Genomic DNA, 12,554 nt, shown 5'->3' with positions numbered 1-12,554 from the left:
CACTTAATATTTAAAACTTTGCGATAATGTTTGCACGCTCAATGTTGCTAAGCATGATTAGATACTCAACACTATCGACGTTAACTGTGATCATGTCACCACTTACAGCAACTAAGTCGCCTTTAAAGTTACGACGTCCATCTTGCGGAAGCTTTGTACGTACGCGCACTTCTTCCCCTTGCGCCAGCTCATAATGTGCCGGTTTAAAAAGCGGCCTATCAACACCAGGTGAAGACACTTCCAAATCATATTCGTTTGTAATCGGGTCTTCGACATCTAAAATTGCACTGACTTGTCGACTTGCATCTGCACAGTTATCTACAGTGATCCCATTTTCGTGCTCAATATAAACGCGTAACGTAGAGTGACGACCAGCTTGCACAAACTCAAGACCCAATAATTCAAACCCCAGTGCTTCAACCGCAGGTTCCAACATTGCTGTCAATTCTTGCTCGAGTTTTGTCACAAAATTCCTCCATACAAACAAAAAAAGGGCCTTAGCCCCAATAACTTAGTTGTTTCATACCAAAGCTTGGGCTAGAAACCTAAGCTGCAGATACAACAACGCCCCGAACCAAGCGGGGCGTCACACCTAAAGCAAAACTGTGTGGCCAAAGGCCTTGCTTGGTTGCGTAAGACTGCAGCAAAATAAGCTGATGCTTAAACGCAAAACGCGCATTACAATGAATGCGCGAAACCATAAAGGAATAGCACGCTACTCCAGATTTGGTTGCGGGAGCCGGATTTGAACCGACGACCTTCGGGTTATGAGCCCGACGAGCTACCAGGCTGCTCCATCCCGCGCCAATAATAGCAGTGCATGCACTGCAAAATATGCGCTGTATTATAAGGACAGTTCCATTAATAAGCAACCATAGAGTTAAATAAATACACACCAATAGATGGCATAATGAATATTTATTGCTTATCGTCTGTTATTTTCTCATAAAAAAATGTAGTACTGGTCTGCAGCGTTACGTCAACCAGAAATGTAAAGGAAATGTAAGCTTTATCTCACTTGCAGTAATTTTTTCCTACATTTTATTCAACCATCTCGCATCTTTGCTTATCCGCACTATAATTATTAAAAGTATAACACTGCCAATTTATAAATAGTTCTTAGCGCAGTCAGTAGCAAGTATGCAGTTTTGCTTGTTTTAATATAGTTCGAGCAAACGGATGCGCTCTTAATCGACAACGAGGCGATTATGAGTATTTCTCCTTATCAATATCAGTTATTGACGCAGTCATTTTCAACACTGCAACCTAATTTTCATTGTTTTTGCATTAGTCTAAAAACTCAGTTAAATCGCTATGAAATGCAACTACTGTTACCACAAAATAATGAACAACTTCTTTGCGTTGAACATAGAGTTAGTCAATTTATCCAAGAAGCACTTTACTTACTACCTCAGCAAGAACAGCTAACTGGGTTTGTACGTTTACACGCATGTCAATTGTCATCACTCAACCCAAATGAAAGGGATATTAGTGTGCTTTGTAATGCTATGATATCAACACTACAGCTTCATCTTGGTGCGCAATTTACTTTGGCTTTGCGCAACGCGTGGCGTAAAGCATTGCACATTTTTGCGAACATAATAAAAAGTGTCCTATTTGGCTCAAATAATGTCGTGTCTTTAGCCCATTTTAAAACACACAAACAGCAGCGTACCTCAACCTTGAGGTGACTTATTCATCGCCATTAAGTACACTAAAAATATAAATTATTATTTAGGTGTATCTATGCAAAAAGCATTAATTTTTAGTTCTTTTCTGTGCCTTAATGTTACTGGGTGTGATGTATTTGAGAGCTCAAAAAGCCAAATCGAAGCACAGTATTTATCTCAGCACCAAGAATTAAAAACCGCAATAGAAACGATTCGGGAGCATGGACTCGATAATATCTCAGCCACAGCTAAAAGTGGTAGCGTTGCGGCCTGTGTAGCAACACAGCTAGAAGGTGATCCTATGGGGGCATTAATCGCTGTAGAAGGTGCTCTTCAAGACTCGGTTAGTCTTGAAAACTTTGCCAGTACTATTGAAAGTTTGAGTGAACAAGAAATTAGCCTTGAAAGCATTCCACAATTATTACGTCAAGGTGCCGATACCGTTAACTATTTACGTACTTTATTGAGTAACTATGAACTCAGTGAATTACAACAGCAGTCCAAACAGTTAATGCAAGACAGTTATAATAAGAGTCAAAGTATCGGAGAGCATTTACGCATGCTCATTGAACAATGCGAAACCACAAAACAATAAAGGCCAAATTAGGCCTTTTATTGTTTTGTGGTATTTAAGCACTTGCCGATATTAGGGGCAGTTGCTCTTTGAGGTATGAATTTTTTCAAATCAAAGGCTTTCATTACGCGAAATAAGCAATGCAGCATAATAATTTATGTTAGTTGCGAATGACAAAGTACTGGAAGCCTTTGGTAGCGTCATTCGGACATTTTTTCTACGTTATCACCTGGCTTACATAGAATAACTATGCGACGCAGGTTCTGCCTTGGGAAAACACCCGAATGACTACTGCAAAAACACACAGCAAAGATCAGCAACCCCTAGAATAACCGCCAACGACGCTTTTTAACTTGTACTTTATGTACCCAGTTCACATCAATCGTCGTCACAGCTAACACATCATGAGAGGCTTGAGAAATTAACTCATAACTCAAGCTATCTGAAGAACCAAAGTAAAGTGTATATGTAAAAGACTGTGTATTTGCCCAGCACTGTAAAATTTGTTTAGACTGACTTTGTCGAATGCAGTAGTCACCTATTGCCGGGGTATTGATCTTGAATATCGCATCGGTATAACAAGTTCTTCCTTGGTGTAGTGCAACACACTTATTTGGAGTTACATGTAAAATTTGGCTTGGCACCTGTGCCTCAGCGTGTAAATCTGACATCACAAAACCTAAAACTGCTCCTAGCAAACACTTTGCAGATATTGATTTAAAATACATATTTCACTCCAGCAAAGACTGCTGTTGCGAAACGAGAGCCAATCAATGGGCTTTTCGTTACGTTCGCAGACCCTACCAACACAGAGCCACCAGCGCTGAATACCCAATCAACCGCTATTGGGTAATTAGCTTGTGTTTGTGCAAAAATTGAAACGGCTCCATTAATTTCATAAGGTGGCAAATGAGTGGACTGTTCATCAACATCAACACCATAAAAATAGTCGATGAATTTACCTGAGTAATAATTAGCACCAAAATTAAACCATACATCCCAATTTCGTAACTCAAAATTTCGAGTTGCTTCAGCGTGGATAACCCAGCCTCCACTATCACCAAAAGTATCATAGACAAGCTCAACTGCTGCGTTGTATTGGCCAATAGAGCGGTAATATGACAAGCCAAATGATTGATCTTGATGACGTTCTTTAATTCCCTTTAACTCAGGAACAGGGTCATCATCATCGAAATAACCATTTTGAGAAAATCCTAATTGATAATTACCATATATAATATCAACTCCTTGTTGATCATCATTCCAAACTTGATAACCAATATCTGCACCACCAAAAAAATCACCTGAGTTAACACGAAAATAAAAATTTTTATATTCGATGCGTGCATCAGCCAAAATACTGACACCACCAAGGTTTGAGTCAGCTCCTTTTAACTTGGGTAAAGTCATATCAACCCAAAATGCGCCTAAGCTAAGCTGCCAATACAATTCATCACTATTTTCGTACTCTGTTTGTGCCTCTGCGCGTATTGAAATACAAAACAATAGCACCAGCATTATTATTTTTATGTTATTCATAATCTATGATTATTCTTTACGTTTTTATTTGTGCCGAAATTGTTACCTAATGATACCTGACCTAAACGCAACCAACAAACACATATTCCTTTTCTTATAAAACTAAAAATTAACCTAATTGAAATTAAAAAGTAACAATAAAAGTGTCAAATACCGTTTTTACATCTAGAGTGATTACTTTACCCACAGGATAATTATGAAAAAAATCATACTCTGCGCATTATTAGGCACTTTAGCACTCAATGTGCATGCCTTTAGTCAAGAAACACATAAACGTATTGTTGTCGATGCAGTAAATTATATGGCACAAAATCCAAGCTCCACACAGTACCAAAAACTTTCTCAGTACGCGCAAGCCAATAATATGAGTGTTGCTTCACTTGCACAGCTGCTTGGCCAAGCAGCCTTTGATGTAGATGACTTTGAAGATACATTTTTCTGTGGGGCTATCACAGGAGATTGTGTACAAGCACCACTTTGGGGCGCAGCACAGAGCATAGTAAAATATACGAGTTATTGGCACTTTCAAAATCATACCCAAGGTGCAGATGTACATGGTAATGATTTTGGTGGATATAACTGGGAGAAACTAACCGTTTGGGGCAGTGTAGACTCAATTGCTTCAACTTGGCTAAAAGGTGATTACCTTGATGATGGCCGAGGAGGAGAAACAGGGTGGTTTAGAGCCGATGATACAGAGTATAACAGTTACGGTATTACAGAAGCGAATTATCGAATTGATAGCCATTCAACATACAGTATGTATGACGACTTTGAAGAAATGCCATTTCAACCCATTGATAACTTGGGTCAGTATTGGTATCAGAAGTATCTTCAAAGTGGTAACCCACAAATTCTGGGGTTCGTATTTCACACCACGGATCTTTTACAACCTCATCATACGTGGACAACTTCAGACCTTAACCACGCTAGCTGGGAGTCTTGGGTAAAAGACTACTATGATGCAGAGAATTTAAACAATACACAACTAGTGAGAGAAGCATTAAATAGCTTTTCCCCTTTATCTGACAATGCTCAAGATATTCGTCCTCTACTCACGCAAGGCGGCGCATTTTCTTACGCACAAGGCGGTATTGTGCTCAATTCTAAAGATCATTATGACCGCTTAAACACTGCAAAACTTGTTATCCCACATTCTATTGCCATGGTCGTTCACTTACTAAATCATGCTATGGTGGCGCGTTAATGCGTAGTTTAGTCCTATTGTTGGCAAGCTTTTTAAGCTTGCCAACTTATGCAAACACTAGTTTTAGCGACACTGAAATCAAGCTAGTTCATAGCGTGCTTAGAGAAAAAGACACCAACATCACATTGCAACAGACAAAGTATCGTATGGTTGAAAACGCCTTTTTACTAGAGCAAGCAACACAACTTCACCCTAGTATTCTAAAAAGGCAATCTCCCGTGGGTTTTAGTAGTGATCACCATGCAAGAAGGTATACTTTATCTTTGCTTAAGGGTCAGTTTAACTTACCCACTGGCACTAAAATAAACGCAAAGATGTGGCAACCTTATTCCGCAAAATGGCTAAAAAGCAATTTACCTGCTTACCCAAGTAATAATACCTACACGACTGATCAACTGGCAAAGTTAGACAAAATAGATTTAAGTCACTTAGCTAAGAAACCACTGACTTTAGCTTTGCTAATGAGTGAACAATCGATGCAAAATCGTTATAGATTACATCAAGGCGACATTAATTTGTTCAAATCACTCATTAATGAACATCATCGATTTAACCTAATTATGCAAACGCTCTCCACTTCACTTAATGCACAAGGGCTTTCTCAACAAAAACTAGAGCACATTGCTAAAGCCGAGCTGCTCAGACCTGTTATGCTTTCATACTTCGGTGTATTGCATAGTATGCACGGAGCACGCAGCGCTTATGTTGAAGCATTACAACAAAGTATTACCAATAGGCAAATAAACGATTATTTCCAAGCAAATAAGCAAAGTTTCAAGTATATCAAGAAGGTTAAAGCCAATGCTGTATTTTTTAAAAGCAAAGTTCAGGCTGAACAGTTTTACAAGTATGCTCTAAAGTATGACTTTGCACGTGCTGTTACCCACTTTAAACAAAATGATATATTCGCTAAAACTCAAGGCATTGTCGAACGCCAAAATAAAAGCTCATGGGCACATCAAGTCGCGTTTAGTCTACAGCCACAACAATTGTCAAAACCAATTAGAACACCCCAAGGTCAATGGTTCGTAGCTCAAACTCTGTCACGATTTTATGATTACTATGATAAAGAGAGTGAAACAGTAAAGTATCAAGCAAAGCTTGCTTTGACTGAAGTATTGGCCAAAAATGCTTACCAAAAACACAAAGCTAAATGGATTAAAAGTAATAATATAACGCTATGAAAAAAGAATACATTTTAGCTATTTTAGGTATCACTATAAGCATCTGGGTAGCTCTGCATATTTGGTATGGGCCTGAATCAAAAATCAGCAGTACCATGCCAATCACTCAGTCCAGCGAGCAAATGGCTGTAAAAGCTGTCTCTGTGACAATGCAATCTAATAACAATTCAGTACCAACCATCATTGAGCATAAGGCACAAAATAGCGCTGTCTCGCTTGATACTAAAACGAATGAAACAGACATCTATATTCCTCCTATTGGCAAACCTATCACCAGTGAACCATATCAGGGTGACCTAAACGACCATGAGAGTTATCAAGCATATGGTGATGCTAAAGAAAGGAAGCTCAAACAAGCATTTATTAAAGCGGCAAAGCATAAAATTGAACGTTTAGAAGCACTGTTAAAGCGCGGCAAAGCAGAGGGTATTAGTGCTGACGAATTAATATTTGCACAAGAGAAAATAGCAGGGATCAGGGAAATGAGTAAAAAGCTACAACAAGAACTGGTAGTTTCTCCGTAGTCTCATCACACTGACTGATGCAGTTGGCTTACTGTTTAGCTTAAATATACATTGCACCAATCGCATTAATTAAATATAGGTACGAATTGGTTTATGGGAACATCATTCATGTTTGAACAAATAACAAAACCGCTCTAAGCGGCTTTGTTATTACTCATTGACGGTCAACTATATTTAGGCAGAGCTGCGCAAAGCTATTATTTGCTTTCTAACACATTGCCAGTCCCTATCTCTATTTTGCGAGGTTTAAGGGCTTCAGGTACTTCTCTCAATAAATTAATAACTAACAATCCGTGCTCAAGGGCAGCACTGATTACTTTAACATGATCACCTAGTTGAAATTTACGTTCAAAACTTCGCTCAGCAATACCCTGATGAATAAACTGTCGCTCTGGTTGCGCACTCTTTTGTGCTTTTGTACCAGATACTTTTAGCGTATTACTTTGTGATTCTATGCTCAGTTCTTGCTCACTAAAACCGGCCACAGCCATGGTAATTTGATACTTATCTTGATCTAATAGTTCAATGTTGTACGGAGGGAAACTAGGCTGTTTGTCTGTGCGAGCAGCGGCGTCCATTAATGATGCCAAATGGTCAAAACCGATAAATGAACGATAAAGTGGTGATAAATCTACAGTGCGCATAATGATATCCTCATAATTAAGCGATATAAGTGATTAACTCTTCTTTAAGAACCAGTTAACTACTTTTATTTAAAAAACAGTTTGTTATATGTTAAAAACCCATTTCGGCGTCTTCACATACTTATTTATGGTCAACAAAATTGTTTTCAAGTGAAAACCTTAATTTTTTTGATAAGAAATCACATTAAGCTACAAAAAATTCTTTTAAAACATTGAGGTAAATCTCTTCTATCATTTGTAAGTCACAGATCGGGACATGCTCATTTACTTGATGAATAGTATGATTACGTACGCCGCACTCTATAACTTGTGTACATGATGAAGCAAAAAATCGCCCATCAGACGTACCTCCTGATGTACTCAAAGTTGGATATTGACCTGTTGCTTGATAAATTGCTTTTTCAGTTAAAGATAAAAAACAATTCTGTTCATTTGCACCTGTATAATAGGGTTCACATGGCCTCTCCCACACAAACGCTAAATGGTTTTGCCACTTTTCTAACACAGACTCAACGAGCTCACACACCGCGTGACTACGATAAGCATGACTATAACGAATATTAAAAGTAATCTCACACTCACTAGGTACCAAATTATCAACAATATTGGGGACCGTAATACCCGTTACTTGTAAATGCGTTTTTGACCCAGCCTCATCTTTCCACCAAACCAGCTGCGTTAAAGCAGCGACAATTTCACCTGCAATATGTGCCGCATTGACCGTATTTTCAGGATAAGCAACATGCCCTGCTTTACCATTGATTTGTACTCTGCCAGAAAGTGCGCCACGACGGCCATTTTTAATTGTATCACCAACCGTCTTATCTGATGTTGGCTCGCCCACTAAACACGCATCAAGTGCAATGTTTTGTTCAGTTAAAAACTGCGCTATTCGCTTAGAACCATATTCAGCCTCCCCCTCTTCATCAGAGGTGAGCAACCAATAGAAAGTACCTTGATATTGAAAGTCATGTGCACACATTTGTTCAGTTGCACTGAGCATCGCGGCAATGCCTCCTTTCATATCAGCGGCGCCTCTACCTATTATGCAGCCATCGATGACATCGCCACTAAAGGGGGAAGCCAACCAGCCTTTATCATTAGCTGGTACAACATCAACATGCCCTGCAAAGGCAAAATTAGGCCCAGTTGAAAAGCACCGTTTTGCTACTAAGTTTTTAACACCATGTACTTCTTCATGTAATAAAATTTCAAAGCCAAGTTCATGCAACCTCGTCGCTAGCCATGACAGTGTACCGGCATCACTTGGGGTGACAGAAGGGGCTTGGATCAGCTTTTGCAGCTTTTCAACAGTGTTTAAAGGAAGATTTGCAATGCTCGCTAGGTGTTGCGCCATTATTTTAAGCTCTATACTTGAACATGGTTGTCAATTACAACGAGTTGGCATTGCGATTTCATGGCAATAATGCGTCACATTCATGACAATACACTTTATTAGCAATCCAAAATCAAAGTTTTTAATCAATAAAACTTAATCTAAATCAAAGTTTCAAAAAATTCTGAAACATCCAATCGCAAATATTGATCTAGAACAGCTTTTTTATTCGAGCAACTCTTATTATTAAACCCATCAAAAAGATATACCTCGTATAGGTTCAGGAGATGACAATGAAAACACTTAGCACAGCATTACTTACAGCTCTATTGGTTGCAGCCCCATTTGCTCAAGCACAATTTAGCGTAAATGTGGGGGCAATTAATGTTAATCCAGGTAATACAGCATCGCATATTGATCAAAACACAGCACTTGGATTAGTCGCAGACTCTGACACTCAGCTAGGCGTGACATTCGATTATCAATACTCAGAGCACATAACATTTGAGCTGATCGCTGCAACGCCTTTCTCACACACTGTTAATGGTGCTGGTGGTTTGCAAGGTGCTGAAATAGCAAAAATAAAACATCTACCACCAACATTGCTTGCTCAGTATCATTTTTTTGCAGCAGATGCGAAATTTCGTCCATTTGTTGGAGCAGGCCTTAATTACACGGTGTTTTTTGATGAGGAAGCAACACAGGCACTTCGCACTACCCTTGGTACAGATGATGTAAAGGTAGACTTAGACAACTCATTTGGTGTTGCGCTGCAAGTTGGTTTTAATTATGACCTCAATGAAAAATGGGGCCTGCACGGTATGATCTCTAAAATGGATATCAATACCGATGCCACTGTTTATGCCAATGGCACTAAAGCACTGACATCAGATGTTGAGCTAGACCCAGTCGTGGCAATGTTCGGTGTAAAATACAAATTCTAGTATTTTAATTCTCATTCAGCCCCTAAGGCCACCCTTTGTGGCCTTTTGCTATTTATTACTATTTTTCTTTTCTTCAAGCATCGCTTTCCAATGCATAATTTCTATCGGCAAAATTGGCGCCTCACCATCAAAACCAGCCACTTCAAGCATTTCTTCAACGCTCACAACCCCTGTCTTTTTACGAAAAACACCGCGCACATATGCAATAGCATGTAGCCCTCGAGCTGAGTGGAATTTTTGCTCAATATAAAAATACTTATGGTCCCATCCCACTAAACGAGTCGTTACGGTAAATGATTCAAAAGGCTTTATATCTCGGATGTAAGTAATTGCAGTCGCATTTACAATGGGGAACCAGCGCCTCGCCATCATCGCTTTAAACAAGCCAATACGTTCAGTCATCCAAGTCCTTGCTAAGTCCATAAATGCTAAGTATCTAGAATTAGTTAAATGAAAATTAATATCGCAGTCGCTCGGTAACACTTTAAAGTGACACTCTATTGGCTCTAAAAGTGATTGATATTGCTTATTCTTTTTTATTTTCCAAAACATCAATAGAAGTCGAAAATATAGATTCATATTAGTTGGTCCAACCAGTTTGCTGTTGTGAGTGAGTTTAACATAGAACACTTACTGAACAACAAATACTTGCCATCTAAGACGTGCTAAACTAATCTTCCAGTAAAGCCTAACGGATTGATCACAATGAAAAACAGTTACAACCTCCAAGCGCTTTTTGCTACTTTTTGCTTAGTGTTTTCAAGTATGAGCATCGCCGATTTTGACTTACCAGGTGAGGGTACTTTACGTTATCCAACTGGAGTGGAAAAAGACTTCAAATTTGGCTTCGGTTGGCAAGCAAGCACACAGCAGTTTCGCATCGGCGACAAAAGTTATGAGATGTCTGAGCTGCCTGAGTCATATTCAATCGCCATCACTTTGAGTAAAGATGGCACTAAGATCTGGGTGCAGGAATTTAATAAAGGATTTATTGAAGGGTTTGAGTGGCAATTAGGTAAACACAAGTTGTCTCTAAAAAAACAAGACCTTAACAACAATGTCTTAGGTAATTACTTACTTACTTTTAATAAGCGAGACTACTTTTTAGCTCGCCCAAATGTCAGCGTTGAGGTGTCGTTTAATCAAGATGGCATTGATAGGGTAAAACTTGATGGAGTCACCAAAGACATGGGCATTAAGAATTAATGCCCAACTACTTGATACTATAAGTTTTAAACCTTTACAGTTTTACGGTTTATACCGTACTCCCTCAATTTATTTGCAACAGCTGTATGACTAAGGCCTAGACGTTTAGCTAATTGCCTTGAACTTGGGTATGCAGGGTATAGTTTTCTTAGCAATGTAGCCTCAAAGCGTTTTACAGCTTGCTCTAATGACCCTTCAAAGTCTGACTCTAAGTAACCTAAGTCATGAGTAAAGGTAGGCAACTGCATATGCTCAACTCGTAACTCTTGATCGTCCAACAAAGAAACCGCTCGATAAATTGAGTTTTCTAACTGGCGAACATTACCAGGCCATGGGTATTGCTCTAAAAACTCTAAGCATTCTTGTGACAACTTTGGTGCTGGGTGACCATTTTGCTGTGCATATTTTTGAATAAAATGTTCAGCTAATGGTCCTATATCTGCTTTTCTATCTCTCAGAGGTGCTATCTCTAAAGTCAGAACATTGATCCGATAATATAAGTCTTCTCTAAAGCTACCCTCTTGCACCATTGCGGGTAAATCTTTTTGCGTTGCGGCAACTATACGTACATTAACTTTAACTTCATTTTCATCGCCAACTTTACGAAAGGTCCCATCTTGTAAAAAGCGCAGTAGTTTAGTTTGTAACTGCTTAGACATTTCACCAACTTCATCTAAGAATACTGTACCACCATCAGCTTGCTCTAAAACGCCACGCTTGGGGGCTGCATTATCTTCATATCCTGCGTAGCCAAATAGCTCTGACTCTGCCACATCATCTGGCAATGAAGCACATGACAATGCAATAAATGGTTTTAGTGAGCGATTAGATGCATAGTGACACGCTCTGGCGAGTAGTTCTTTGCCAGTCCCCGTTTCACCCGTAATTAAAATTGGTGCTTCAAGCTGAGCCATCTTACGTGCTTCACGCACCACCCTGCGCATTGCCGTACTGTGGTTATGAATCGTCGCAAAACTCTCTTGCCCATAGCGACGAAATGCACTGACCTGCTGTCCGAGTCGGCTTTGAGACTTAATGTTGATCACCGCACCAGCTAATACATCATTTTCATTACCTTGAGGAACGGCTATCGGTAAAATATCAGCAATATAGTCTTCACCTGCCACTTCAACCCGCGTTGTTTGGCCAAGCACTTCTTTGCCTTCTAGCCAGCGAGTAAAGTTAAAACCTTTTAGTAAATTATTAATATTAGAACCAATTATTTCTGATTCAAGGTGGTTTAAATCTTTGCACGCAGCATCATTGCAATGGCGAACCCAGCCTTTAGCATCAATAGAAATAACACCGTCAGGCAGCGCACTTAGCAATGTATATAGCTCATTATGCTCTCTTTCTGAAGGCAAAAATGCTGTCGTTCTAACATCTTCAACTCCATCAATAAGCCTAATCTCTGGCATTATTTTTTGAAATTGTTCAAATTCGATAGGGGGAAAACTAACGTACATACGACAATTTATTGAATCAACTTCAATACCTTTTAAATCCACTTGATAACTAACCAAGATGTTAAGTATTTCTTGGGCAATACCGATTCGGTCTGCACAATGAATTTCAAGACGCATTTGTTCCTCAAAGGGGGTGGCACAACTTAGGGCAATCATACTCTAAGAATAGCCACTGGACTAGAATAATGTAAACAATTTTGAACAAAATAGTTTTTATCTATAAAAAGACTTAATTTTGTATGCTTTAGTGTGACACCCCT

The 12,554-nt window shown here is 39.2% G+C and carries 14 protein-coding genes and 1 tRNA gene; 7 read left to right on the top strand and 8 right to left on the bottom strand.

The genetic code is table 11. From position 1 onward, the window contains the following. Positions 1-10 precede the first annotated feature (10 nt). Both rimP and OCI93_RS12285 read right to left on the bottom strand, forming a co-directional pair. Positions 11-466: a ribosome maturation factor RimP gene (gene rimP / locus OCI93_RS12290; protein WP_261594348.1), complete on the bottom strand. Its 456-nt coding sequence runs from the start codon at positions 464-466 to the stop codon at positions 11-13. Positions 467-727: 261 nt separating this feature from the next. Continuing rightward, positions 728-804: transfer RNA gene (locus OCI93_RS12285), tRNA-Met, on the bottom strand. A gap of 404 nt (positions 805-1,208) precedes the next feature. On the opposite strand from OCI93_RS12285, the gene OCI93_RS12280 reads away from it, so the two are divergent. Continuing rightward, a complete protein-coding gene (locus OCI93_RS12280) occupies positions 1,209-1,691 on the top strand; it encodes a globin family protein (protein ID WP_261594349.1) in 483 nt (160 codons plus the stop codon). Between the two features lie 55 nt (positions 1,692-1,746). Continuing rightward, positions 1,747-2,265 (top strand): hypothetical protein, encoded by a 519-nt coding sequence (locus tag OCI93_RS12275; RefSeq protein ID WP_261594350.1) that lies wholly within the window; start codon positions 1,747-1,749, stop codon positions 2,263-2,265. A 302-nt stretch (positions 2,266-2,567) separates the two neighbouring features. On the opposite strand, the gene OCI93_RS12270 is transcribed toward OCI93_RS12275, so the two are convergent. Next, on the bottom strand, positions 2,568-2,915 hold the full coding sequence (locus OCI93_RS12270) for a DUF3019 domain-containing protein (RefSeq protein WP_261594351.1): 348 nt from the start codon (positions 2,913-2,915) through the stop codon (positions 2,568-2,570). A gap of 46 nt (positions 2,916-2,961) precedes the next feature. Further along, complete coding sequence (locus OCI93_RS12265) at positions 2,962-3,783, bottom strand: MipA/OmpV family protein (RefSeq protein ID WP_261626505.1); 822 nt, start codon at positions 3,781-3,783, stop codon at positions 2,962-2,964. 196 nt (positions 3,784-3,979) lie between these two features. Here OCI93_RS12265 and OCI93_RS12260 point away from each other — a divergent pair, with 196 nt between their 5' ends. From OCI93_RS12260 to OCI93_RS12250, 3 genes are read left to right on the top strand one after another with little or no spacing between them, the layout of a single operon-like run. Then, the gene (locus tag OCI93_RS12260; RefSeq protein ID WP_261626504.1) at positions 3,980-4,990 is read left to right on the top strand and encodes a phospholipase C/P1 nuclease family protein; all 1,011 of its coding nucleotides are present in this window, start codon (positions 3,980-3,982) and stop codon (positions 4,988-4,990) included. Continuing rightward, positions 4,990-6,174 (top strand): peptidyl-prolyl cis-trans isomerase, encoded by a 1,185-nt coding sequence (locus OCI93_RS12255; protein ID WP_261626503.1) that lies wholly within the window; start codon positions 4,990-4,992, stop codon positions 6,172-6,174. Before OCI93_RS12260 ends, OCI93_RS12255 begins: the two co-directional genes overlap by 1 nt. Further along, positions 6,171-6,698 (top strand): hypothetical protein, encoded by a 528-nt coding sequence (locus tag OCI93_RS12250; RefSeq protein ID WP_261626502.1) that lies wholly within the window; start codon positions 6,171-6,173, stop codon positions 6,696-6,698. The genes OCI93_RS12255 and OCI93_RS12250 overlap by 4 nt, the downstream gene beginning before the upstream one ends. Before the next feature lie 197 nt (positions 6,699-6,895). On the opposite strand, the gene OCI93_RS12245 is transcribed toward OCI93_RS12250, so the two are convergent. Together OCI93_RS12245 and dapE are read right to left on the bottom strand one after the other, a co-directional pair. Further along, positions 6,896-7,342 carry an Hsp20 family protein gene (locus OCI93_RS12245; RefSeq protein ID WP_261594356.1) on the bottom strand — a complete coding sequence of 149 codons (447 nt, stop codon included), beginning with the start codon at positions 7,340-7,342 and terminating at the stop codon, positions 6,896-6,898. A gap of 184 nt (positions 7,343-7,526) precedes the next feature. Continuing rightward, a complete protein-coding gene (gene dapE, locus OCI93_RS12240) occupies positions 7,527-8,699 on the bottom strand; it encodes a succinyl-diaminopimelate desuccinylase (RefSeq protein ID WP_261594357.1) in 1,173 nt (390 codons plus the stop codon). Positions 8,700-8,971: 272 nt separating this feature from the next. Here dapE and OCI93_RS12235 point away from each other — a divergent pair, with 272 nt between their 5' ends. Further along, complete coding sequence (locus tag OCI93_RS12235) at positions 8,972-9,622, top strand: OmpW/AlkL family protein (RefSeq protein ID WP_261626501.1); 651 nt, start codon at positions 8,972-8,974, stop codon at positions 9,620-9,622. A 48-nt stretch (positions 9,623-9,670) separates the two neighbouring features. On the opposite strand, the gene OCI93_RS12230 is transcribed toward OCI93_RS12235, so the two are convergent. Next, a complete protein-coding gene (locus OCI93_RS12230) occupies positions 9,671-10,201 on the bottom strand; it encodes a thioesterase family protein (protein ID WP_261594359.1) in 531 nt (176 codons plus the stop codon). Between the two features lie 126 nt (positions 10,202-10,327). On the opposite strand from OCI93_RS12230, the gene OCI93_RS12225 reads away from it, so the two are divergent. Further along, a complete protein-coding gene (locus OCI93_RS12225; RefSeq protein ID WP_261594360.1) occupies positions 10,328-10,828 on the top strand; it encodes a hypothetical protein in 501 nt (166 codons plus the stop codon). 26 nt (positions 10,829-10,854) lie between these two features. Here OCI93_RS12225 and tyrR read toward each other — a convergent pair whose 3' ends face one another. Further along, positions 10,855-12,411 carry a transcriptional regulator TyrR gene (tyrR, locus tag OCI93_RS12220; protein ID WP_261594361.1) on the bottom strand — a complete coding sequence of 519 codons (1,557 nt, stop codon included), beginning with the start codon at positions 12,409-12,411 and terminating at the stop codon, positions 10,855-10,857. Between the last annotated feature and the right edge of the window lie 143 nt (positions 12,412-12,554).

It is taken from the genome of Pseudoalteromonas holothuriae (genome assembly GCF_945859825.1).
Classification (GTDB): Bacteria; Pseudomonadota; Gammaproteobacteria; order Enterobacterales; family Alteromonadaceae; genus Pseudoalteromonas; species Pseudoalteromonas holothuriae.
This window is presented reverse-complemented; position numbering and strand designations above follow the sequence as displayed.

Excerpts from the sequence above, each read along its gene's own strand:
- OCI93_RS12235 (WP_261626501.1), top strand. The coding sequence starts at position 8,972 with ATGAAAACACTTAGCACAGCATTACTTACAGCTCTATTGGTTGCAGCC.
- OCI93_RS12250 (WP_261626502.1), top strand. The coding sequence starts at position 6,171 with ATGAAAAAAGAATACATTTTAGCTATTTTAGGTATCACTATAAGCATC.
- OCI93_RS12275 (WP_261594350.1), top strand. The coding sequence starts at position 1,747 with ATGCAAAAAGCATTAATTTTTAGTTCTTTTCTGTGCCTTAATGTTACT.
- dapE (WP_261594357.1), bottom strand. The coding sequence starts at position 8,699 with ATGGCGCAACACCTAGCGAGCATTGCAAATCTTCCTTTAAACACTGTT.
- tyrR (WP_261594361.1), bottom strand. The coding sequence starts at position 12,411 with ATGCGTCTTGAAATTCATTGTGCAGACCGAATCGGTATTGCCCAAGAA.
- OCI93_RS12260 (WP_261626504.1), top strand. The coding sequence starts at position 3,980 with ATGAAAAAAATCATACTCTGCGCATTATTAGGCACTTTAGCACTCAAT.
- OCI93_RS12265 (WP_261626505.1), bottom strand. The coding sequence starts at position 3,783 with ATGAATAACATAAAAATAATAATGCTGGTGCTATTGTTTTGTATTTCA.
- OCI93_RS12280 (WP_261594349.1), top strand. The coding sequence starts at position 1,209 with ATGAGTATTTCTCCTTATCAATATCAGTTATTGACGCAGTCATTTTCA.
- OCI93_RS12270 (WP_261594351.1), bottom strand. The coding sequence starts at position 2,915 with ATGTCAGATTTACACGCTGAGGCACAGGTGCCAAGCCAAATTTTACAT.
- OCI93_RS12245 (WP_261594356.1), bottom strand. The coding sequence starts at position 7,342 with ATGCGCACTGTAGATTTATCACCACTTTATCGTTCATTTATCGGTTTT.
- OCI93_RS12225 (WP_261594360.1), top strand. The coding sequence starts at position 10,328 with ATGAAAAACAGTTACAACCTCCAAGCGCTTTTTGCTACTTTTTGCTTA.
- OCI93_RS12255 (WP_261626503.1), top strand. The coding sequence starts at position 4,990 with ATGCGTAGTTTAGTCCTATTGTTGGCAAGCTTTTTAAGCTTGCCAACT.
- OCI93_RS12230 (WP_261594359.1), bottom strand. The coding sequence starts at position 10,201 with ATGAATCTATATTTTCGACTTCTATTGATGTTTTGGAAAATAAAAAAG.